Annotated in this window: 21 protein-coding genes and 1 pseudogene; 8 read left to right on the top strand and 14 right to left on the bottom strand. The window is 61.1% G+C overall.

Annotated elements, in window-relative coordinates:
- Position 1: 1 nt before the first annotated feature.
- The 3 genes from trmFO to N4R57_09875 all read right to left on the bottom strand — a co-directional run bounded on the left by trmFO (position 2) and on the right by N4R57_09875 (position 3,857).
- The gene (trmFO, locus tag N4R57_09885; GenBank protein ID UYV39280.1) at positions 2–1,348 is read right to left on the bottom strand and encodes a methylenetetrahydrofolate--tRNA-(uracil(54)-C(5))-methyltransferase (FADH(2)-oxidizing) TrmFO; all 1,347 of its coding nucleotides are present in this window, start codon (positions 1,346–1,348) and stop codon (positions 2–4) included.
- 62 nt (positions 1,349–1,410) lie between these two features.
- Positions 1,411–2,772, bottom strand: coding sequence for a c-type cytochrome (locus N4R57_09880; protein UYV39279.1), 1,362 nt, complete (start codon positions 2,770–2,772; stop codon positions 1,411–1,413).
- A gap of 290 nt (positions 2,773–3,062) precedes the next feature.
- Positions 3,063–3,857: an enoyl-CoA hydratase gene (locus N4R57_09875; protein ID UYV39278.1), complete on the bottom strand. Its 795-nt coding sequence runs from the start codon at positions 3,855–3,857 to the stop codon at positions 3,063–3,065.
- Between the two features lie 57 nt (positions 3,858–3,914).
- Here N4R57_09875 and N4R57_09870 point away from each other — a divergent pair, with 57 nt between their 5' ends.
- A complete protein-coding gene (locus N4R57_09870) occupies positions 3,915–4,334 on the top strand; it encodes a PaaI family thioesterase (GenBank protein ID UYV39277.1) in 420 nt (139 codons plus the stop codon).
- 170 nt (positions 4,335–4,504) lie between these two features.
- Positions 4,505–5,479, top strand: coding sequence for a DMT family transporter (locus N4R57_09865; GenBank protein UYV39276.1), 975 nt, complete (start codon positions 4,505–4,507; stop codon positions 5,477–5,479).
- Between the two features lie 60 nt (positions 5,480–5,539).
- Here N4R57_09865 and N4R57_09860 read toward each other — a convergent pair whose 3' ends face one another.
- A complete protein-coding gene (locus N4R57_09860) occupies positions 5,540–5,773 on the bottom strand; it encodes a DUF1127 domain-containing protein (protein ID UYV39275.1) in 234 nt (77 codons plus the stop codon).
- Positions 5,774–5,858: 85 nt separating this feature from the next.
- On the opposite strand from N4R57_09860, the gene N4R57_09855 reads away from it, so the two are divergent.
- The 4 genes from N4R57_09855 (at position 5,859) to N4R57_09840 (ending at position 9,238) form a co-directional block, all read left to right on the top strand.
- Entirely contained in the window at positions 5,859–7,250 is a 1,392-nt protein-coding gene (locus N4R57_09855; protein UYV39274.1) for a PLP-dependent aminotransferase family protein, read from the top strand.
- A 181-nt stretch (positions 7,251–7,431) separates the two neighbouring features.
- Positions 7,432–7,893, top strand: coding sequence for a 50S ribosomal protein L13 (rplM, locus tag N4R57_09850; GenBank protein ID UYV39273.1), 462 nt, complete (start codon positions 7,432–7,434; stop codon positions 7,891–7,893).
- A 5-nt stretch (positions 7,894–7,898) separates the two neighbouring features.
- Positions 7,899–8,396, top strand: coding sequence for a 30S ribosomal protein S9 (rpsI, locus tag N4R57_09845; GenBank protein UYV39272.1), 498 nt, complete (start codon positions 7,899–7,901; stop codon positions 8,394–8,396).
- A gap of 254 nt (positions 8,397–8,650) precedes the next feature.
- Positions 8,651–9,238: a hypothetical protein gene (locus tag N4R57_09840; protein ID UYV39271.1), complete on the top strand. Its 588-nt coding sequence runs from the start codon at positions 8,651–8,653 to the stop codon at positions 9,236–9,238.
- Positions 9,239–9,240: 2 nt separating this feature from the next.
- Here N4R57_09840 and N4R57_09835 read toward each other — a convergent pair whose 3' ends face one another.
- From N4R57_09835 to N4R57_09795, 9 genes and pseudogenes are all read right to left on the bottom strand, one after another.
- Complete coding sequence (locus N4R57_09835) at positions 9,241–9,735, bottom strand: hypothetical protein (GenBank protein ID UYV39270.1); 495 nt, start codon at positions 9,733–9,735, stop codon at positions 9,241–9,243.
- A gap of 78 nt (positions 9,736–9,813) precedes the next feature.
- Positions 9,814–10,430, bottom strand: a pseudogene (locus N4R57_09830) (TetR/AcrR family transcriptional regulator).
- Positions 10,423–11,307: a polyphosphate kinase 2 gene (gene ppk2, locus N4R57_09825; GenBank protein ID UYV39549.1), complete on the bottom strand. Its 885-nt coding sequence runs from the start codon at positions 11,305–11,307 to the stop codon at positions 10,423–10,425. Before ppk2 ends, N4R57_09830 begins: the two are co-directional and overlap by 8 nt.
- Entirely contained in the window at positions 11,276–12,301 is a 1,026-nt protein-coding gene (locus N4R57_09820; GenBank protein ID UYV39269.1) for a sterol desaturase family protein, read from the bottom strand. Before N4R57_09820 ends, ppk2 begins: the two co-directional genes overlap by 32 nt.
- 116 nt (positions 12,302–12,417) lie before the next feature.
- Entirely contained in the window at positions 12,418–13,368 is a 951-nt protein-coding gene (locus N4R57_09815) for an alpha/beta hydrolase (protein ID UYV39268.1), read from the bottom strand.
- Positions 13,365–14,324 (bottom strand): homoserine O-succinyltransferase, encoded by a 960-nt coding sequence (gene metA, locus N4R57_09810; GenBank protein UYV39267.1) that lies wholly within the window; start codon positions 14,322–14,324, stop codon positions 13,365–13,367. Before metA ends, N4R57_09815 begins: the two co-directional genes overlap by 4 nt.
- Before the next feature lie 48 nt (positions 14,325–14,372).
- The gene (locus tag N4R57_09805; protein ID UYV39266.1) at positions 14,373–15,233 is read right to left on the bottom strand and encodes an ATPase; all 861 of its coding nucleotides are present in this window, start codon (positions 15,231–15,233) and stop codon (positions 14,373–14,375) included.
- Positions 15,234–15,287: 54 nt separating this feature from the next.
- Positions 15,288–16,193: a DMT family transporter gene (locus N4R57_09800; GenBank protein UYV39265.1), complete on the bottom strand. Its 906-nt coding sequence runs from the start codon at positions 16,191–16,193 to the stop codon at positions 15,288–15,290.
- A gap of 41 nt (positions 16,194–16,234) precedes the next feature.
- The gene (locus tag N4R57_09795; GenBank protein ID UYV39264.1) at positions 16,235–17,107 is read right to left on the bottom strand and encodes a DMT family transporter; all 873 of its coding nucleotides are present in this window, start codon (positions 17,105–17,107) and stop codon (positions 16,235–16,237) included.
- Positions 17,108–17,211: 104 nt separating this feature from the next.
- Here N4R57_09795 and N4R57_09790 point away from each other — a divergent pair, with 104 nt between their 5' ends.
- Positions 17,212–18,855, top strand: coding sequence for an AMP-binding protein (locus N4R57_09790; protein ID UYV39263.1), 1,644 nt, complete (start codon positions 17,212–17,214; stop codon positions 18,853–18,855).
- A gap of 599 nt (positions 18,856–19,454) precedes the next feature.
- On the opposite strand, the gene guaA is transcribed toward N4R57_09790, so the two are convergent.
- Positions 19,455–21,026, bottom strand: a complete 1,572-nt coding sequence (guaA, locus tag N4R57_09785) for a glutamine-hydrolyzing GMP synthase (protein UYV39262.1) — start codon at positions 21,024–21,026, stop codon at positions 19,455–19,457.
- 246 nt (positions 21,027–21,272) lie between these two features.
- Here guaA and N4R57_09780 point away from each other — a divergent pair, with 246 nt between their 5' ends.
- A complete protein-coding gene (locus tag N4R57_09780; GenBank protein ID UYV39261.1) occupies positions 21,273–22,181 on the top strand; it encodes a glutaminase in 909 nt (302 codons plus the stop codon).
- The last annotated feature ends 26 nt before the right edge of the window (positions 22,182–22,207 follow it).

The raw sequence follows: 22,207 nt of genomic DNA, 5'->3' as shown, positions 1-22,207 counted from the left end.
TTCAGGGTGCGGCTTGCGCGTCCAGCCATGTTTGCCAGAGCGCCTTGGCGCGGTCGGTGTAGGCTTGGTAGCGGTCTTTGCGTCCGCGCCGCCCACCTTTGAGGCCTTCGACCAGCGGGAACAGGCCGAAATTCACGTTCATCGGCTGAAAGGTTTTGGCATCGGCACCGCCGGTGATGTGCGTGATAAGCGCGCCGGTTGCGGTTTCGGGCGCGGGCGGAGGCAGATCGCCGCCCATGATTTCGCGCGCAGCCATGCGACCGGCCAGAAGGCCCATAGCGGCAGATTCGACGTAGCCTTCGACGCCGGTGATCTGTCCGGCAAAGCGGATGTGCGGGCGCGAGCGCAGGCGCATCCGGTCATCGAGCAGCGTTGGCGAGTTGATGAAGGTGTTGCGGTGGATGCCGCCCAGACGGGCAAAGCTGGCATTCTCGAGCCCCGGAATTGTTTTAAAAACATCCGTTTGCGCGCCATACTTCATCTTGGTCTGAAAGCCGACGATATTGTAAAGCGTGCCGAGCGCGTTGTCGCGGCGCAGCTGCACCACGGCATAGGCTTTCTCTTCCGGCTTGTGCGCATTGGTCAGGCCAACAGGTTTCATCGGCCCGTGGCGCAGGGTTTCGCGGCCACGCTCGGCCATAACCTCGATCGGCAGACAGCCGTCGAAATACTTCGCGGTTTCGCCCTCGTGAAACTCGGTCTTGTCGGCGGCGAGAAGCGCGTCGATGAAGCCTTCATACTGCTCTTTGGTCATCGGGCAGTTGAGATAGGCTTTCTGCTCTTCCTCGGTCTCGCCCTTGTCATAACGGCTTTGCCGCCAGACCACGTCCATGTTGATGCTATCGGCATAGACGATGGGCGCGATGGCGTCAAAAAAGGCCAGCCGGTCCGTGCCGGATTCGGCTTGGATCGCTTCGCCCAGAGCCGAGGAGGTGAGCGGGCCGGTGGCGATGATCCAATGGCCGTCTTCGGGCAGGGCGGTGATTTCGCCGTAGTCGACCGAGATCAGCGGATGCGCGGTGAGACGGGCGGTGACGGCTTCGGCAAAGGCGTCGCGGTCGACCGCAAGCGCGCCGCCGGCGGGCAGGCGGTTTTCGTCGGCCATTTGCATAATCAGCCCGCCTGCTTGACGCATTTCCCAATGCAGCAGGCCGACGGCGTTTTGTTCGCTATCGTCCGAGCGGAACGAATTGGAGCAAACCATTTCGGCCAGATTGCCGGTTTTATGGGCGAAGGTTTCGACGTGCGGGCGCATCTCGTGAATGACCACGGGAATGCCGAGATTTGCGGCCTGCCAGGCGGCTTCGGAGCCGGCGAGACCGCCGCCGATGATGTGTAGCGTTTCCATGAGGGCGATGTAGGGCAAGCGGGGCGGATTGGAAAGGGGGCGCTGGCGTTGTTTGGCGCAGCTTAATGCGTGCTTAGGCGATCAAGTGAAAGCCCCGAGGGCACAAGGCGCGGTGCCCCGAGGCGGCCGGTCGCGGCTTCGGGGTCGGTGAGCGCATCGAGGAAGCTGATCAGGTCGGCGATTTCGGCGTCGCTGAGCGTGGAGGGGGCGAGGGTGTTGGCCGCAGCGATGCGGGCGATTTCGCGCGGGTCGGGCATGGTCGGCGGCAGGGGGGTGTTGCCGTCAAGGCCGGGCAGGGCGATTTGGGTCGGATCATAGGCAGCGAGGCTTTGCTCTGGCGCGAGGTGATGGCGGATCACCGCGTCGAGCGTGGCATAGGCGCCGGAATGCCCATAGGGTGCGGTCAGCGCGACATTGCGCAGCGAAGGCGTGCGGAATTTATAGAGATCGCGGGGATCGCCGGTGATCGCGGCGCGGCCGTGATCGGCGAAGAGAATGCCGTGATCTTTGCCATGGTCCTTGCCATGATCTTTACCCGGTCCGATCTGGGGCATGGCGATGGCGTGAAACTTGTGATCCGTCTGGAACGGGCCGGAATGGCAGGCGGCGCAGTTGGCCTTGCCATAGAACAGGTCGAGCCCGCGCTTTTGCGGTGGCGTCAGGGCGCGCTCGCGACCACCGAGATAGGCGTCAAACGGGCTGTTGGTTGAACGGAATTCAAACGCGATGAACCCGGCGATGGCGGTGGCGATGTGGGTGATGTGCAGCGGCTCGTCCGGGCCGATGATCGCATCAAAGCGGTGGCGGTAGGCGGGAATGTCTTCGACCCGTTCGGTCAGTTTTTGCCACAGCCCGTTGGGGCCGCGAAGCTTGCCCATGGCGGCAAGATCGGCAATCGGGTTTTCGCCCGGCGCACCGGCCATTTCTTCGGCGCTGGTGACGGGCAACAGGGCTTGCGCCGCCAAAGCGTTGGGCACGGGGCGTTCCAGAGCGGCCCCTGCGGGCATGTCAAAGCCCATCCGCTCATTGGGGTTCTTTGCAACGCGGCCATCGTGAAACAGGGTGGTGAATTCTGCCGCGCCAAGATTGAACAGCGCCGGCGCATTGCGCGGCACATGGGCGGGCGCGCCATAAGCGGGTTGTCCGTGGCGGGCGCGACCCAAGCCGACACCGCCTTCGCCAACGCCCAGAGCCACCCCGTCAGCCGAGCCAAACGCGCCATGATGGCAGGTGGAACAGGCGATGTTGCGATTGCCCGACAGGATCGGATCAAAGAACAGGTCACGACCCAGCAGGATCGTGGACATGGGAACGTCAGGAAAGTCCGAGTGGGTCACCGGGTTTGGAAGATCGGCGGCCAGAGAGAGGCTGGCCTGGAGAGACAGAATGCCGACGGTGACCCACTTGCGCATGATAAAAACCATTACGTCGCCTCGGGTTGGTTCATGCGGGTGTAGCGCGATGGATTGGGGCAAAACAATGGCGATTGTGGAAATAATGAGGCACGGTATTGGAAACGATCGCCGTAAAAGGGCGCAGTGGGCAACAATGCGCATTGAGTGATGGGATTGTTGCGAAAACCGTGCGTGGTGTCACCAAAATGGGGGGCAGCAGAGGGTGACTTCTGAGGATCACAGGGGGATGGCCCGCAGCAATGTCGCCAAAACCCGCGCCGAGGGGCGTGGGCAGAGGGCATTGGCGGCTGTTCAGCGGGTTATTTCCAGTCGGGCTCGCGTTTTTCGAGGAAGGCGGTGATGCCTTCGTCGGTGTCGCTCAGGGCCATGTTCTGCACCATCACCTCGCCGGTATATGCATAAGCCTGATCCAGCGGCATGGGGAGTTGGTTATAAAAGGCTTCCTTGCCGATGCGCACCGCGGCGGAGAGTTTGGCGGCGATTGTTTCGGCCAGATCCATCGTCTGGTCGAGCAGGTCTTCGGCCGGGGCGATGCGGTTGATCAGGCCGATTTCGCGCGCGCGGGTGGCGTCGATGAACTCGCCCGTGGTGAGCATTTCGAAGGCATGTTTGGCGGCGACATTGCGCGACAGGGCAACCATCGGGGTCGAGCAGAACAGGCCGATGTTGACGCCGTTGACGCCAAAGCGCGTGCCCGTCGCCGCGACGGCCAGATCGCAGGAGGCGACCAGTTGACAGCCCGCCGCCGTGGCAATGCCGTGGGGCATGGCGATGACCGGCTGGGGCAGGGCGCGGATGGTCGACATCATCGTCGCACAACGGGTGAAGAGATCGGCGAAATAGGCAGCACCGCCGTCTTCGGCCTGCCGCCCGGCCTGCATCTGTTTCAGGTCATGGCCAGCGCAGAAGGCTTTGCCCTCGCCCGAGATAATCACCGCGCGGGTGGTGGTGTCTTGCTTGAGCGCCTCGAACTGGGTCTGGAGGGCGGCGAGCATTTCGTCGCTGAGCGCGTTGAGGCGGGCCGGATCATTGAGGTGCAGGCGGGCAATAGTGCCTGTGCTTGTCTCGGTGTCGTGACGTTCCAGCAATGCCATCTTGTTCTCCTCCGGGTTTCCCCGCAACTTAGCGGCAGGACAAGGGAGAGGGAAGACATGCCGCTGCAAATGAATGCCGGAGAGCTGATGGGCTATCTTGACGAGGTGTTTCCGCAGGTGACGGGGGAATTCACGGTGGACCGATTGGACGATATGGAGATCGACCTTCGGTTGAACGTGCGGGAAAAACATCTGCGCCCCGGCGGGACGGTGTCGGGGCCGAGCATGTTTGCGCTGGCGGATTGCGCGGTTTACGCCATCGTGTTGGCGATGATCGGGCGGCAGGCGCTTGCGGTGACGACCTCGTGCAGTTTGGATTTTATGCGCAAGCCCGAAGCAGGGCGTGATTTGATTGCACGGTGCCGGTTGCTCAAGCTGGGGCGGATATTGGCGGTGGGGGATGTGTTGCTGTTCTCGGAGGGGATGGAGGCGCCGGTGGCGCGCTCGACCATGACCTATTCGATACCGCCGCGGTAGTGGGGTGAGGGGCAGGCCGTTGTGTTGTGCATCTTTGGTGCGGCACGCGCTGGTTTAGGTTGGGGCCAGACAGTATTCTGGCGCACCTTTGGTGCGACACACGCTGACCTAAGTGGGGGCCAGCCCCCACACCCCCGGGATATTTCCAGTCAGATGAAGGGGCCGTTCCGTTGCGTCTTTTGCCTTGGTTTGGCGCGGTTCTGGATTGTGCCGGGGCGGGATTGCGATTTGATGGGGGGATGAATGCGCAAGAGAAATTTCAGGCGGATCGGCTGGTCGCGCTAAAGGCGGTTGGATTGCTGCTGTTGGCGTTGTTGTGTTTCGACATGATGAGCGTGCTCGTGCGGTTTTTATCGGCGCGATATGCGCCACCTGAGCTTTCGGCGTATCGCAACGTCTTGGGGATTGTGCCGTCGATCGGCTTGTTGATCTGGACCGGGGAGCTGCGTTTGCGCGGCTCAAACCTGAGGATTGAGAAATGGCCGTTGGCGGTGGCGCGGGGCTTGGCCGTGGCGCTGGCGCAGTTGTTTTTCTATGCCTCGCTGGCAAAGCTTGAGTTGGCCACGGTTGCGACGCTGGGACAGACCAATGCGTTGTTCGTGGTGATCCTGTCGGTTGTGATCCTACGCGAGCGGGTGGGACCGTGGCGGATCGGGGCGCTTATTTTGGGGTTTGTCGGGGTGGTGTGGATTTTGCGGCCCGGCTCGGAGGCGTTTACAACTGACGCTTTGCTGCCTGTGGCGGCGGCGTTGTGCTATGCGGTGTCGATGGTGACGGTGCGGTTTTTCGGGCCGCAGACGTCAAACGGGCTGCTTTATCTATACGCCTCGGGCGCGGCCGCGGTGGGGGCGATTTTATTCGCAGCGGTGATGACCGAGTTCAGCGCGATTTCCAGTTGGCTGGATGCGGCGATGATTTTCATGATGGGAATCATTGGCGGCACCGGCGTTTTGTTCATGATGCTGGCGTTTCGCATGGCGGCGCCATCGTTGCTGGCGCCGTTTGGCTATTTTGCGATCCTGAGCGCCTTTGTCGTTGGCTGGCTGGTGTTTGATGAGGCGCCGGTTGATACGCTGTTTCCCGGTGTGATCCTGATCGTGGGGGCGGGGGCGCTTATTATGTGGCGCGAGAACAGGCAGGTGTGAGCAGGCAGGTGTGAGCAGGCAGGGGTGAGCCCGCCTGTTTCATGTTGGTCGCAGGCGTGTTTAGCGGGTCCAGAACCATTTGGCCGCTTCGCTGCGTGCCGCGCCGGGCGAGAGGCCAAGATCGGCAAGGCGGCTGGAATCAAGCCTGCGCAGGGCGGCGCGTGTGCGGCTGCGGGCGCTCCAGATATACAGCAGGTAGGCCAAGCGCAGCGCCCATTGTGAGGCAATCGGAAGAGAGCGGACCTGTCCAAGTTGTGTTAGGCTGGCGGGATCTGATTGTGTCAATGTAAGCATCGCTTGTATCCCTTTTTTTGATACAATTCATGGTGGCCTCCTGTTATAGCTAATAAGACTCAGCGGAATTCACTAGGGAAACATTGTGACTGATACAATTTGGCCGCCAGATTTTGAAAACACGACGGGAGCGAAGTATATTGTATTGATACAATCACTGCGCGCCGCTGTGCGGTCGGGGGAATTGCCAAACGGGCACCGGCTGCCGCCAGTGCGGGAGATGGCGTGGCAATTGGGGATCACGCCGGGCACCGTGGCGCGGGCCTATAAGCTGGCCGCTGAGGAAGGCTTGGTGGAGACCGCCGTGGGGCGCGGGACCTTTGTGAGTGGGCAGCGCGCCCCAATGCGCGCGGATGTGCCGCTTATCAATATTGGTACGCCGGATATGGTGAATTTCCGCTCGGCGCAGGTGTTGGATGTGGGGCAGGCGGCGGAGATCGGGGCGGCGATGAGCGCGGTGGCGACGCGGCCCGGTTTTGACTGTGTGACCTATCCAACCGAGCTGACGGATCGGGCGGCGCGCGAGGCGATTGTGCAGTGGATTGGGCCAGAGCGGGCGGGGCGGATCACGGCGCAGGATGTTGTGCTGACGTTGGGGGCGCAAAACGCGACGATATTGGCGTTGATGGCGGTTTTGCGCGGGCCAACGCCGATTGTTTTGACAGATGGGCTGTCTTATCCGGGCGCGCGCCATGCTGCGCGGATGTTGCGGGCGCGGGTGATCGGGGTTGAAATGGATGAGGAGGGGCTGCGCCCGGATGTGTTTGAGGCGCTGTTGCGCGAACACGGGGCGCAGGTTCTGTTAACCTCGGCCGAGGCGCATAATCCGACGTGTCTTCGCACCAGCCTTGGCCGCCGACAGGAGCTGGCCGCGATTGCGCGCCGCCATCGGGTGCAAATCATCGAGGACGACAGCCATTGCATCGATTGGGAAGGGCGCGCGGCCTATCGCGAAATGCTGCCGGAGTTGAGCTGGTATATCTCGGCTTTGACCAAATCCGTGTCCTCGGGGATGCGGGTCGGCTATATGGTGGCGCCGGTCGGGCAGGCGGTGCAGGCGCGGCAGGTGGCGGAATCTGCGTTTTACGGCCTGCCACAGCCGATGATTGATGTGACCACTGAGCTGTTGACCAGCGGGGTTGCGGCCAAGATCCGCGACCGGGTGCGACACAAGATCAGGGAGCGCGTGCAGAAGGCCGTGAATGTGCTGGGCGGGTGGGACATTTCATATCGCGATGATTTGCCGTTTCTATGGTTGCGATTGCCCGATGGCTGGCGCGGGTCGAGTTTTGTGCAGGCCTGTGAGCGGGCCGGGGTGCAGATCAAGGCGGCTGATGAATTTGCGCTGGCGGATGAGGCCGCGCCCAATGCGGTGCGGATCGGACTTTCGGCGGATGTGGACGAGGCGCGCTATGTTGCAGCATTGCGCCGAATGGCGGAGATGTTGGCCGTGCCACCAAGACATGCGGATGTTTAAGGGTGATTTTGTGGGGTAAAATAATACCATAATCGCAAGGCATTGTTTTTGCTTGGTTAATTTGGGGGTAATTCGCTTGACTGGATGTGGTGGGGCTTTATAACCCGCCCATCACGCGCACCGTCGGCTTTGTCGTCGGACACTGCGATTAACCAGACACCAACCACCGAAGGGTTTTACGATGAAGACCTTCTCTGCCACACCAGCAGAAATCGACAAGAAGTGGATCCTGATCGACGCCGAGGGCGTTGTTCTGGGCCGTCTTGCCTCGATCGTTGCCACGCGCCTGCGCGGCAAGCACAAAGCCAGCTTCACGCCGCACATGGATATGGGCGACAACGTGATCATTATCAACGCCGACAAGGTTCAGCTTTCGGGCAAGAAACGCACCGACAAGATCCATTATTGGCACACCGGGCACCCCGGCGGGATCAAACAGCGTAGCGCTAGCGAGATCCTTGAAGGGGAATACCCCGAGCGTCTGGTGACGCTGGCGGTCAAACGCATGCTGCCGGGCAACCGCCTGAGCCGTCAGCAAATGACCAACCTGCGCGTTTACGCCGGGGCCGAGCATCCGCATGAGGCGCAAGCGCCGGAAGTGCTGGACGTGAAATCCATGAACAAGAAAAACACGCGGAGCTGAGAGAGATGACCGATCAAGTGAACTCGCTCGAAGAGCTGGGCCAAGTGGCCGAAGGGGCCGCAGCCCCCGCAGTGGTGGCCGATGAGGCCCCCAAGTATGAAGCACAGCGCGATGAGCTGGGCCGTTCCTATGCCACCGGCAAGCGGAAGGACGCGGTCGCCCGTGTCTGGATCAAGCCCGGTTCCGGCAAGGTTGTGGTTAATGGCCGCGAATTGAACAAATATTTCGCGCGTCCTGTGTTGCAAATGATCCTGCGTCAGCCGTTTGACGTGGCCGGTGTTGCCGACCAGTTCGACGTGAACGCCACCGTCAAGGGCGGCGGTTTGTCGGGTCAGGCCGGTGCGGTCAAGCACGGTATCTCGAAAGCGCTTCAGCTTTATGATCCGTCGCTGCGCGCCGCTCTGAAGGCTGCTGGCTTCCTGACCCGCGACAGCCGGGTTGTGGAACGGAAGAAATACGGTAAGGCGAAAGCCCGTAAGAGCTTCCAGTTCTCCAAGCGTTAAGTCGCCGGGATATATGGTTTTGGAAAGGGGCTGCCCATGCGGGTGGCCCTTTTTCTTTTGGGGGCTATCTGTTTTGCGGCCTATCTGTTTTGGGGCCTATTTATTTTGGGGGTGGTTTTTGGGGCAGGTGTTGATTGGGGCGCTGCCCCAAACCCCGGGATATTTTCAGTCAGATGAAGGGGCGGGGTTTTTGTTGAGGTTTGGCCGGGGGCTATTACCATAGGCTGCATTTCAAGCTTTGGATTGGAGTTGAAATGTTGGTATTTAGATCGCTGGTCTTTGCGGCCATGATGTTATGTGCGCCGGGCGCGCAGGCTCAGCAGGTGCCGCCGCCGGTGAACCTTGGGATCATCAATGTCCAGCAACAGACGCCGGTTTGGTGTTGGTTGGCGGTGGTTGAGATGATTGCACATTGGAAGCAGAAAACGCCGATACAGGGGCCACCGCATCAATGCGCGATGGTGTCGAAAGCGAACGGGTATGGCAAGCCGATCTGTTGTAATCCGCCGTCGCAGTATCAAAATGCGTGCTTTCGCACCGGTCACACTCAGGAGATCATGCAGCTTTTGCAAGCCACAGGCGCGGGCGTGGCCAGTTATAATCCGCCAGCCAATCCGATGGTGCTTTACCAGACATTGCGCTCAGGCCGTCCGATTATCTTGCAAGTGCAGAGCACGCCTTTTTCCGGGCATGTTGTTGTTTTGACCGGAATGGAGTGGGTTAAGACGCCGTATGGGGTGCAGCCGGTGTTGCATATCAATGACCCGCTGGCGCATTTCACGCAGCCGGTGCCGTTTCAACAGCTGATCCCCATATGGTCGGCGGCGATTGTGGTTAACTGACGTTAATCGCCCTCAGCCGCTTCAATCGCGGCCCAGGCGCGGTCGAGCAGGGTGGGGTTGACCAGCATGGCCTCGGCTGTGGCGAGGTGGGAGCGGGCGGCGGGAAGGTCGCGCGGCAGGTGGATGCCGCGGGCGTAGTGAATGGCGAGCGTTGCCGCCGCCTTGCCATGGCCACCGCGAATGGCGCGTTCGATGGAGCGCAGCCCTTTGGCCGTGTCCTTGTGGGTGCCGCGCCCGGTGAGCAGGCGAAAGCCGGTGTTGGAGAGCGCGATCGGGTAGCCATAGCTTGCGGCGCGCTTGTTGAGCGCGAAGGCTTCGACTTCATTTCCGCTGAAATGGGCGCAACCTTGGGTGGTGATCAGCCACGCCATCGCGACCTTGGCGACCGGGTCGGTTTGTGCCGCCTGTTGCAGCGTGGCCCAAGCGGGCGCATCGCCGGCGCAAGCCGCATCAGAGAGCGCGTCAAAGCGGTTCACCTCGGCCTGCCATTCCTCCATCGGGATCAGCAGATCGGCCTGCGCCGCGCTGGCGAGAAAACCCGCTGTGACGAGGGTTACGAGGCGCGCGGGGGCATTTTAGTCGTCCGGCGTGATCAGGCCGAGACCGCGCAGATAGACGCCGATGCCGGATTCAAGCAGGTCTTCGGGGGAAAGGGGCTTTGCGTGCCGGGGCTGTTGCGGGCGAAGAGTTCGACCACGCCGTGGGACATGGCCCAGATATGGGCGGAGAACATCGTCGCGGGCGGGCGTTTGTCGGCCGGGATATGTTGCGAGAGGTCGCTGGCGGCGCGCTCCATTACGCCGCGCGCGCGGGACGAGACCGCAGCCAGTTCGGGCGTGCGGTTGACCGAGATGCCGCTTTCGAACATCGCGATGTAATGGCCGGGATATTTGCGCGCAAAAGCGAGATAGGCACGGCCCGTGGCCTCGAACGCGGCCAGCGCCGAGGGCTGGCCGGTGTCATAGGCGAATTGCATGACGTCGGCAAAAATCTCATACCCTTGCCGCGCGGCTTCGGCGATGAGGTCTTCGCGGCCCTCAAAGTGGCGATAGACCGCCGCCGGGGTGACGCCGGCCTGTTTGGCGGCCTCGGAGAGGGTGAAGCCGGTTGGGCCTTTGGCCTCGATCAGAGAGAGCGCCGCCTCGACCAGCGCCTGACGGAGGTTGCCGTGATGATAGCCGCGTTTACGCATTCCAGATGTCGGGCCCGCCGCAGATTTTGTCGTCGATGGGTCCGATCGCCTTTTCGTCCTTGTTGGCATAAGGGATGCCATGCAGCACCGTGCGGATCGCGGCCAGACGGGCGCGGCGTTTGTCGTCAGAGCGCACGATTGTCCAAGGTGCGTGCTCGGTATGGGTGCGGGCAAAAGTTTCCTCGATCGCGGCTGAGTAGGCGTCCCAGTTTTTGAGGCCTTCAACGTCGATCCAGCTGAGCTTCCATTGCTTTAGCGGGTCGCTTTCACGGGCGAGGAAGCGGCGCAGTTGCTCGGCGCGGCCAACATTGAGCCAGAGTTTGAAGAGATAGATGCCCTCATCCACCAGCATGCGTTCAAAATCGGGGGTTTGGGTGAAGAAATGCGCGCGTTGTTCGTCCGAGCAAAAGCCGAACACTTTCTCAACCACGCCGCGATTATACCATGAGCGGTCATAGAATGTGATCTCACCGCCGGCTGGCAGATGGTCGGTATAGCGCTGGAAATACCATTGGGTCTGTTCTTTGTCGGTCGGTTTGGAGAGGGCGACGACCCGTGCGCCACGCGGATTGAGGTTCTCGCGGAAGCGTTTGATTGTGCCGCCTTTACCGGCCGCATCGCGGCCCTCGAAGACAATGGCGATGCGTGCGCCGCTGTCCTTGGCCCAGCTGAGCAGCTTGACCAATTCGATCTGGAGCGCTTCCATTTCCTTGTCATATGCCTTGCGCGGCATTTTCTCGGAATGGGGATAGGCCGCGTCGAGGATATCGCCCTTGTCGCCACGCTTGATCGCGTTGCGCACGGCTTCGGGGGCTTCGTTTTCGAAAAACGCGCTGATCGCTCCGTCAAACGGCTTGTTCTTGCTCACCTTGCAAATCCTCTCCTACTGGCTCTGCCATAGGAGTAGCGGAATTTTCCGGGGCGAAAAAGGCATTCCGCCATCCGCTTTTGAACAAGCCATAGGCGTTCACGAAGGGGCGGATGTAAAGCACGCTGGCTTTGTTCCATGTGCCGTCTTCGCCATTGCCGAGACCATATTCCAGCTTTTCATGGGTTTTGGGCGCATAAAGCGTGCCTGCGGCCCAATCCCAGAGGCCAAAGATGAAGCCCATGTTCTTGTCCCAATGCTTGCGGGCCTTGGAATGGTGGATTTGGTGCTGGGCCGGGCAGACAAAGATTTTTTGCAGCCAGACCGGATAGCGCACCCAGACATGGGAGTGGCGCAGGTTGAACGCGGCGAGGAAGAACACCGCCAGAACCACGTTGATGCCAAAGATATTGAGCATCACGGCCCCTTGACCGAAGGCCTGATCCATAAAGGCGGCGGTGATGCCGACGGCAAAGCCGGACATGATCGAGGTGACGACCTCTTCGAAGGGGTGCATCCGCGAGGCGGTGATCGGGGTCATGACTTCGGCGGAATGGTGGACCTTGTGAAATTCCCACAAGAACGGGATTTTGTGAAACAGCCAGTGCCCGAACCAGAGCATTGCATCCATGTTGATGGCGATGACCAGCGTGGTCAGGAGGGTGATGGCAAGCGAGGGGTCGACGCGCGGTGCCGGGCCCATATAGGCGGTGAGCATATCAAACCAGAATTGCGACTGGATGATGATCGACGCATAGATCGCGTAGACCACGGTTTTGTTGACGAAGAACATCACATAGTCGGCCTTGGCCGAGGGGTGGAGCAGGATTTCTTTCGGCAGGAGCCATGTCACCAGCCCGGCAAGTGAGCGTTTGCGGGCGAAAAACACAACAATCGCAACGATCAGGGCGGTGACCATATAAAGGATCGACATCCGTTGCGACGGGTCGAAAAACAATGTGAAGGGATGCGTCAGCATCTCGGTGATTTTGTCAAAATTCATAGGGTTTGCCCCGGTTTATCGCTGCTCTTTCTCCGTGTTTATTGGATAAAGGGGGCAATAATTGGGCGCGACTGGCGTCAGATTTCGCCGCTGGCGTGGCCGGTTTGGGGGCCCGTTTATTGGCGTGCGAGACGGCCCGATGCGCGGTCAATCGCGGCGATCACCGCGTCGGGGGCGGCGTGTTGTGGCATATGGCCGATCCCGTCGAGCGGGGTGAGGTTGGCCTGTGGCACCTGCCCAAGAAACGGGATCGCGTGGATTTTAAGCCCTACAGTGGTGTCGGCGGTGCCGTGGACAAGCTCGACCGGGACGGAGATTTCGCCATAGCGGGGTTGCAGCGCGGTGATTTCATCCAAGAGATTGGCGCGTTGCATGGCGTTGTGGCGCAAGGAGGCGCGGCGCAGGGTCAGCTCGGCCCCGACATAATCGCCATAGCCCACGGGCGGGGTTTGGGGCGCGAAAATCTCCTCCAGCGCGGTGTTGACGCGGGCGGGGCCGACAAAGGCGGTGGCGAGCGCGGCCATCGGCGGGCCGATCACCGGGTTGGAGAGCTGTTGATAGGTGCCTTCAAGCGGCGTGTCCCAAGGCTGGCTCGGCGCGCCGACAAGGACAAGCCCCGCGAGCGCATCCGGGTGATGCACGGCCCATGCGAGTGCGACGGCCCCGCCATAGGAGTGACCCAGCACCACAGGCTTTGGCGCGCCAAGAGCGGCGGCGGCTTTGGCCAGAATGTCGGCCTGCTGCGCGATCGTGGCGCCGGTTGGCGAGATCGGATCACTATAGCCCAGACCGGGGCGATCAAACGAGATCACACGGTAGGTTTTCGCCAGACGCCCAGCGAGGGCAAAGGTGTAGTCACGCGCATTGCCCGAGCTTCCGTGGATCAGCACAAGCGCCGGTCCGTCACCCTGCACGACGGCATGAACCTGATGGCCGTCGATGTTGAGCAGTTCGCCTTGCGGCGGATAGGCGGCGATGGCGCGCACCTCGTTCATGCGGGCCTTGACCCAGACAACCGCCGCCGCCCCGATCAGGGCGAGCAATGTCAGCACAAGCGCAGGTTTCATGAGTTTGAACCGCTTGCCCCGCGCAGGTCCGTCCGCTCGATCCCGATTTTCGAGATGTCATAGGGCGTGGTCTCGTAAATCTCGGAAATCCAGTTGCCATAGAGCAAATGCGCCTGAGAGCGCCAGCGGTTGGAGGGCGCGCGCGATGGGTCATTGTCGGGGTAGTAATTCACCGGCACGTCGATGGCGGAGCCGGCGGCAACATCGCGGTCGTATTCCTGTTTCAGCGTGTCACTGTCATATTCAAAGTGGTTGAAGATATAGAGCGCGCGGTGCGTCTCGTCTTCAATCAGACAGGGGCCGAGTTCGTCGCTGGCCAGTAGCGTGGTCAGACCTGCGGCTTCGGTCTCGTCGCGGCGCACTTCGGTCCAGCGGCTGACCGGGATAACGAAATCATCCGAAAACCCACGCAGATAGGGCGAGGCCGGTTGCAAGGTGCTATGGCGGTAACAGCCGAACGCCTTGGAGGCGAGCATGTGTTTTGGCACGCCGTGGAAATAGTTGATCATCGCCATGCCACCCCAGCAGACGCCGAAGGTGGAATGCACATGGGTCTGCGTCCACTCGAAGACCTCGCAGATTTCATCCCAATAGGTGACCTCCTCAAAGGGCAAATGCTCGATCGGGGCGCCGGTGATGATGAGACCGTCGAACTTCTCGCCGGTGGCTTTGACCTCGGCAAAGGAGCGGTAGAACTCTTCCATATGCTCGGCGGCGGTGTTTTTTGTCTGATGCTCGCTCATGCGGATCAGCGAGAATTCGATTTGCAGCGGCGTCGCGCCGATCAGGCGGGCGAATTGATTCTCGGTCTGGATCTTCTTGGGCATCAGATTGAGCAGGCCGATGCGCAATGGGCGAATGTCCTGACGGTCTGCTGCGCGTTCGCCCATGACCTGCACGCCCTCGTGCTTGAGCACGTCAAAGGCGGGAAGCGAGGAAGGCAAGCGGATGGGCATGAGTCAGGTGTCCTGATGTTTTGCTGAAAGAGTGAGATAACGCCGGGGTCAGGTTTTCTCAAGGGCGGCGGCGATCATCGCGTCGAAGCCGGCGGCGTCGCGCACCGCGCCGACCGCTTCGGCGCTGACCGTGATGCCCCAGTTTTTCGCCATCGCCTGATACCGCGGCTGGCGATGGGCGAGCGCATGGGCATAGGTGAAGCGGATGAAGGCATCGGGATCGACATCCCCTTCAAGGCAGTTGTTTTCCTTGAGATATGCCTGCCACATCCGGTCAAGGAATTCGGGTTGATAGGCCATCGGCTTGGGCGCGCGGTCAAACCGGCGGATCAGCTCTTCGGTATGCGCGTCAGAGCCTTCGATCCAAACCAGAAGCGCGCAATCGGACAGGGCGGTCAGGATCGGATCGTTGGGATCATTCGCATCAACCCATTCACAGATCGAGCCGCCGGTATCGCAGATAAAGTGCGGATAGCCATAAAGCCCTTGGGCGCGGTCGATGAAATAGGGGGTGTCGAGCAGGGCTGCTATCTCGGCGCGGCGGAATTGGTCCTGTCTCGCGGTATAGTCGGCAAAACGCATCCCGCCACGCGCCGGATCACCGGGCTTGCCCAGATAGGTCGAGACAGGGGTGAGGTTATCAAACGAGATATTCGAGCCGATATAGATCGAATCCGACATCAAAAGCTCGCGCAGGAAAGGGTTTTTCATCGCCTCACGCTTGGCGTTGTCGGCGATGTATTCGCCCATGTAGCGGGTGCCGATCCGGTAGTCGATCGAGTAGTGATACCAGCTTCCATCGTCGCGCAGCATGTTTGACAGATAGGTTTTGCCAAGGCCCGACATGCCAAAAAACAAGACGCGCTTGTGGGCGGCGTCACGCCAGTCTTGTGCGGTGGAATAAAGCATCAAATTTCCAAACGTGGTCTTTGCGATGCTTGGTAAAGGCGCGGGCGGGTGTGGTCAAACCCCAATACGTTTGAGCAGCCGCCCGTCGATCACCGCAAGGCCCAGCGCCAGAAGCCCAAACCCGGCCAGCGCATTGGGCGGCAGTGCCTCTTGCAGGAACAGCGCGCCAAGGACGATGGCGAAGGGCGGGATCAGCAGCGTCACCAGCAAAAGGTTGCCTGACCCGGCGAGCTCAAGCACTTTGTAATAGAGCAGATAGGCCAGCGCGGTTGCCGCAAAGGCGGAATAGGCCAGCGCGATGAGCGTGGTGGGAGAGAGCGCCAGCGTCAGCGGCGCCTCGATCAGCCAAGCCGCCGGGATCGAGACAAGTGCCGAGGCGCTGAGCATGCCGGCGGCGGCCAGAACGGCGGGCAGGCCGCCCATCATGCGACGCGCCCAGACACCGGCAAACGCATAGGACAAGGTCGCCGTCAGCGCCGCGAGCTGTGCCAGCGAGCGGATGTCGAGGCTGCGCAGCGAGTCAATGCCGATGGTCGTCGCCACCCCGCCAAAGCCGATGAGCACACCAATCAGCTTGCGCGTGTTAAGCCGCTCATCCGCCAGAAAGAGCGCCGCAACCAGCACGCCAAACACGGCCGTTGTCGCATTGAGGATCGAGGCGAGGCCGCTTTCGATATGTTGTTGGGACCAGTTGAGCAGCCCGAAGGGGATCACATTGTTCAGGATGCCCATGCCAAGGAAGCCGATCCAGACGCGCGGCGATCGCGGCAACGGGATGCGCTGTAGCAAAACCACGCCCCAGAGAGCCAAAGCGGCCCAGAAACAGCGGTGCGCCACGATGGTCAACGGCCCGACTTCGTTGAGCGCCAAGCGCGAGGCGAGGAAAATCGCGCCCCAGATCGTTCCCAGCGAAAAGATCAGCACCCAAGCGGCGGAGGATATGGATTTTTGCTCTGACATCTCTGTGCCCTAGGCCATTGGCGCGCGCGGCGCGACCCGGTTCATGCGGTTTGTTTGGGGGGGCGGGTTTCGAAGTAGATATTGATATAATTGCCCGCGAAAATCACCGCAGCGCCAAGGAAAACATACCAGTCGAGATCTTCTTTATAGAGCAGCATCCCGATCACGGCGATCACCGGCAGGCGAATGAAATCGACCGGCATCACAATTGTCGCCGGGGCCAGAGACAGCGCCTTGGTGATAGAGAAATGCGCCATCAGCCCGCCAACGCCGACCACGACAACCAACGGCAGATTTGTCAGATCAGGCAGCGCAATATCAAGGTCATATCCGGCACAGATCAGCCCAAAAGCGCCTTGGAACAAGGTCAGCCAGAACAGGATCGACAGCACCGGCTCGGTTCGGGTCAGTTTCTTGGTGAACATGCCGGTAAAGGCAAAGCAAACTGCGGCAATGGCGGCGGCGATGATGCCGGTGTCGATGGTCTCGGGCGTGGGGCGGGCGACGATGAGGATGCCGGCAAAGCCGATCAGCGCGGCGAGCATGCGCGTCGCGGTCAGCCGCTCTCCGAGGATCAGGGGCGACAGCAGCACGACCCAGACGGGTGCGGTGAATTCAAGCGCAAAGACCTGTGCCAGCGGAATCACCGTCAACGCATAGAACCAGAGGTTCTGACCGATGAAATGTGCCATATTGCGAATGCCATGAAGGCGCAGGCGGCGCGGATAAATCGTGTTGCTGCGGCCAAAGGCGCGGGCAATGACACAGACGATCAACAGGCCGATCAGGCTCCGATAGAGCATGATTTCAAAGGTATCGAACGCGCCGGACAATTCGCGCCCGGCCACCGCCATCGAGGTAAAAGACAGGATCGCGCCGGACATCCAAAGCGCGGCTTGCAGCGCGGGGCTCATCGGACGTAATCTCTCAAACAAAAGGGCTTGGGTCTGCGCGTCATGGCGTATGTGTCTATGCTTTTGCCGGGCTTGTCCATGGCGATCAAACGGAGGAGGCAGACATGAGTGACGGCACAAAAGACAGCCGCGTGGACATCGCAGGCCAGCGGATCGACGACGTGTTTCGCCGCGCCCTGACGCTTTGGCCCGAGCGCGACTTTCTGATCGCGCCGCGACAGGGCGACGCCGCAATGCGGGTGCTGAGCTATGGCGAAGTGGGCGCGCAGGTAACGCAATATGCCGAGGCCCTGCGCGCTGCGGGCTATGGTATCGGGCATCGCGCGGCGGTGCTTCTGGGGACTTGCCCCGAGCATTATATTCTCAAGCTGGCGATGGCGCGGATCGGGGTGTCGTTTGTGCCGGTCAACCCGGATTACCACGCCTCCGAACTGGCCTATCTCTTGCAAGACAGCGGCGCCGCGCTGGCCATTGCCAGCGCCCCTTACGCGCAGTTGATGCGTGCAGGTATGGCCGAGGCAGAGAGCCCGGTGGCCTCTCCGGTGGCCTTTGTCGCGTTTGAAGAAATCCTCGCCGGGGTGCCGCCTGCGAAGAGTGCGGCGCAAGAGGGCGCGATCACGCCGCAGAGCGAGACCGGGCTGATCTATACCTCGGGCACGACGGGGCGGCCCAAGGGCTGTATCCTCAGCCATGAATACGAGTTGATGGTGGGGGAGTCCTATGTGCGGATCGGACCGCCGGTTTCGCTTTCCGAGACCGACCGCGTGTTCAACCCTTTGCCCGCGTTTCACATCAACGCCGGGGTGGTGGGCTTTCTCGGTGTCCTGCTGACCGGCGCGGCGCTGATCCAGCCGGAGCGTTTTAGCGCGCGCAACTGGTGGCGCGATACCGGCGAAACCGGCGCGACGATTTTCCATTACCTCGGCGTGGTGATTTCCGTGCTGCTGGCCGATAAATCGACTGGCGCCGATGATTTGGGCCACCTGCGCGTGGGGCTGGGAGCCGGGGTGGAACCGGCGCTGCATGTGGCGTTTGAGGCGCGTTTCGGCATTCCGCTGATCGAGGTCTGGGGCATGACCGAGATGTGCCGCGTTTTCGCGATGGACGAAGAGCCGCGCCGCATCGACACCCGCGCATTTGGCCGCGAGCGACCGGGGCTTGAAGCGCAGGTCTGGGACGATGCGGGCGGCGAAGTGGCGGCGGGCGTGGCGGGCGAAATGGTGCTGCGCCACAGTGCGGCGACACCGCGCAAGGGGTTCTTTTCCGGCTATCTCAACAAGGACGACGCCACCGCCGAGGCCTGGGAGGGGGGCTGGTTTCACACCGGTGACACGGTGGTGAAAAGCGCGGATGGCGTGTTGACCTTTGTTGATCGCAAAAAGAACATTATCCGCCGTTCGGGCGAGAATATTGCCGCCGCAGAAGTTGAAAATGTGCTACTTCAGGACGCGCGCGTCGTGAATGTTGCCTGTATCGCCGCCCCCGATGACATCCGCGAAGAGGAGGTTTTGGCGGCGATTGTTCTGGCCGAAGGGGTAGAGCCGAGCGCGGCCACCGCCCGCGCCATTTTCGACGCGGCCTTTGCGCAGATGGCCTATTACAAACCACCGGGCTGGATGTTGTTTGTAGACGCCTTGCCGGTGACGGGAACGCAAAAGGTGGTGAAGCACAAGATTTTCGGGCCAGATGAAAATCCGCTCCGACGGCCGGACATCCACGATTTCCGCGAGTTGAAACGCCGGGGATAGTGAGGGGGCTGGGCACAGCAGGATGTGTTTAAACCGCGCGTCGCGGGGCGCGCTGCGTTTGAACCGAAGTCTGGAAAGCGGGACGAAGCCGCATTTCACTGCGGCTGCGCTAATGGCCGGTTCAGAGATAGTTTCAACAGACTGTGGTTTTTGGTGGTCAAATTTCCGCACAGGATCATGGAAACCGATTGCTCAAAATTGCGCAAGCATTCAGCTGATCTCTCCGGAGTCCTGCTAATACCGATGTATCAAAATCGCCCGATTACGGCATTTGCCAATGCCCGGAACCAAGGCGCTCAGCGCCGCCGGGCAGCGCCCGACCGCCCCATGGGCGGGCGCTTCTTCTGCGTCGTCCACCTCTTCACCCCCACGCCGAAGACTTGAAATAAAGTGGCCCCCACCAAACGGGTGATGCCCACCCGCGGTCTGGCGCTGCCCTATGTAGCATCTGTCACTATTGGCTCAAACCGGACCTTGGCGGCGCAGCTTTTGAGCGACAACCAATGCCTCGCGGCTAAGCTCCCTTTGCCGCGTCCCAATGCGCGCGCATGAAAAATAAGAAAGCCCCGCCAATCCAGCGGGGCTTTAGAAAGCTCAACTCACTCCCACTCAATCGTGCCCGGAGGTTTCGAGGTGATGTCATAGGTCACGCGGTTGATGCCTTTGACCTCGTTGATGATCCGTGTGGCGGTTTCGCCGAGGAACTCGTGACTGAACGGATAGTAATCCGCCGTCATACCATCCACCGAGGTAACCGCGCGCAGGGCGCAGGCGTAGTCATAGGTCCGCCCGTCGCCCATCACGCCAACTGTGCGCACCGGCAGGATCGCAACGAAGGCCTGCCAGATATCATCGTAAAGCCCGTGTTTGCGGATTTGGTCGATATAAACGGCGTCGGCCTTGCGCAGAATCTCAAGCTTGTCGCGGGTGATTTCACCGGGACAGCGGATCGCCAGACCCGGACCGGGGAAGGGGTGACGCCCGATGAAGCTGGCGGGGAGGCCCAGCTCATGACCCAACACGCGGACCTCGTCCTTGAAGAGTTCGCGCAGCGGTTCGACCAATTTCAGGCCCATCTTCTCTGGCAAGCCGCCAACATTGTGGTGGCTTTTGATCGTGACCGAAGGACCGCCGGAAAAGCTGACCGATTCGATCACATCGGGATAGAGCGTGCCTTGGGCCAGAAACTCGGCCCCCTCGATCGTGTCGGCGTATTTCTGGAACACGTCGATGAACAGCTTGCCGATGATCTTGCGTTTGGTTTCCGGGTCGCTGACGCCTTCAAGCTCGCCAAGGAAGAGGTCGGCCTCATCCGCGTGAATGAGGTTGAGGTTGTAGTTGTCACGAAACATCGCGACGACCTCTTCGGCCTCGTTCAGGCGCAACAGCCCGTGATCGACGAAAACGCAGGTGAGCTGATCCCCAATCGCCTCGTGCAACAGGATACCCGTGACCGAGCTGTCAACGCCGCCGGACAGCGCACAGATCACCTGTTTGTCGCCGACCTGATCGCGAATTTTCTGGATCATTTCCTCGCGGTAGGCGCCCATGGTCCAGTCGCCGGCAAAGCCGGCAAGACGCACGAAGTTTTCGTAAAGCGTGGCGCCGTTCGGGGTGTGATGCACCTCGGGGTGGAACTGGACCGCAAAGAAATTGCGGGTGAGATCGGCGGTGATGGCAAAGGGCGCGCCGGGCGAGGTGCCGCAGACCTCAAAGCCGGGGGCGATTTCGGCGACGTGGTCACCGTGGCTCATCCAGACCTGCTCGCGGCCCGTGCCATCAAGGAACCAACCGTTTAGGAAATCGGGGCGCGTGTCGGTCGGCGCGACATAGGCGCGGCCAAATTCGGCGGTGGCATGTTCGCCCGCTTCGACGCGACCGCCCAGATCGTGCATCATCACCTGCTGGCCATAGCAGATGCCGAGGATCGGAACGCCCATGTCATAGGCCGCTTTGGGCGGGCGGGGCGAGCCTTCGCGCATCACCGAATCCGGTCCGCCGGAAAAGATGATCGCCTTCGGGGCGAACTCTTTCAGCGAGGCATCGGTGACCTTCTGATAGGGGTGGATTTCGCAATAGACGTTCAACTCGCGCAGGCGGCGGGCGATAAGCTGCGTCACCTGGCTGCCGAAGTCGATGATGAGGAGGCGGTCGTGGCGTTGATCTGTCATGTCTCACGCTTTAGGCGGCAGAGGGGCAAGGCGCAAGAGGGAGCGGGCGGGGTTGGGTGAAAATGAACGCGCAAAGATGACAATAGCGGCGCAGCAATTGCGCGAATTGGTGATAGGCAGCGACCAATGGGACATGTGCGCGCGTCAAGCCGGCAGCCAAGACAGGAGTGTTTTCATACCATCGCGAAAGCCATAGAAGGGGCGGACAGGGCCACGCCGCCCGACCTTAAAAGGACGCGCATCAAGATGACCCTGAAGGCCACGTTAGACGAGATTGCCGAGGAAATGCGCGCGGCGCCGGATCGCGGGAATGTGGCGACCTATATTCCCGAGCTTGCCGATGTGGACCCGAACCATTTCGGCATCGCCGTGGCGCTGGCCGAAGGGCAATTACTGCATGCGGGCGACGCATGCGTCGGGTTTTCGATCCAGTCGGTCTCCAAGGTCTTCGGGCTGAGCCTTGCGCTTGGGCGATGCGGCGACCAGCTTTGGCAGCGGGTCGGGCGCGAGCCGTCGGGCCATGCCTTCAACTCGATCCTTCAGCTTGAGCATGAGGCCGGAAAACCGCGCAACCCGTTCATCAATGCCGGGGCTCTGGTGACGACGGATGCGTATCTGGAAGGGCATATGCCGCGGGAATCGCTTGGGGAATTGCTCAGGTTCGTGCGTGATGCCGCGGGGGATGACGACATTCATATTGACCCGGAAGTCGCCGCCTCGGAAAAGGCGCATGGCGACCGTAACATGGCGCTGGCGCATTTTATGGCCGCCCATGGCACGTTGCGCGGGCGGCCAGATATGGTCTGTGGCACCTATTTCCATCAATGCGCGCTTGAGATGACATGTTGCCAACTGGCGCTGGCGGGGCGGTTTTTGATCGGGCATGACGCCGGGCCGCGGTTGGTATCACAGGCGCGGGTGCGTCGGATCAATGCGCTGATGATGACCTGTGGGCATTATGACGGCTCGGGTGAATTTGCGTACCGCGTGGGGCTTCCCGGCAAAAGCGGCGTGGGCGGTGGCATTCTGGCGATTGTGCCGGGCAAGGCGTCGATCGCGGTCTGGTCTCCGGGGTTGAACGGGCGGGGCAATTCGCAACTGGGCACGTTGGCGATTGAACGGCTGGTGCAAAAGACCGGCTGGTCGGTGTTCTGATCTTAGACAGAAGGGCGAAGATTGGA

Source organism: Rhodobacteraceae bacterium D3-12, from assembly GCA_025916135.1.
Lineage (GTDB): Bacteria > Pseudomonadota > Alphaproteobacteria > Rhodobacterales > Rhodobacteraceae > JAKGBX01.
The sequence above is the reverse complement of the archived record's forward strand: the minus strand, read 5'-3'. Positions and strand labels throughout refer to the sequence as shown.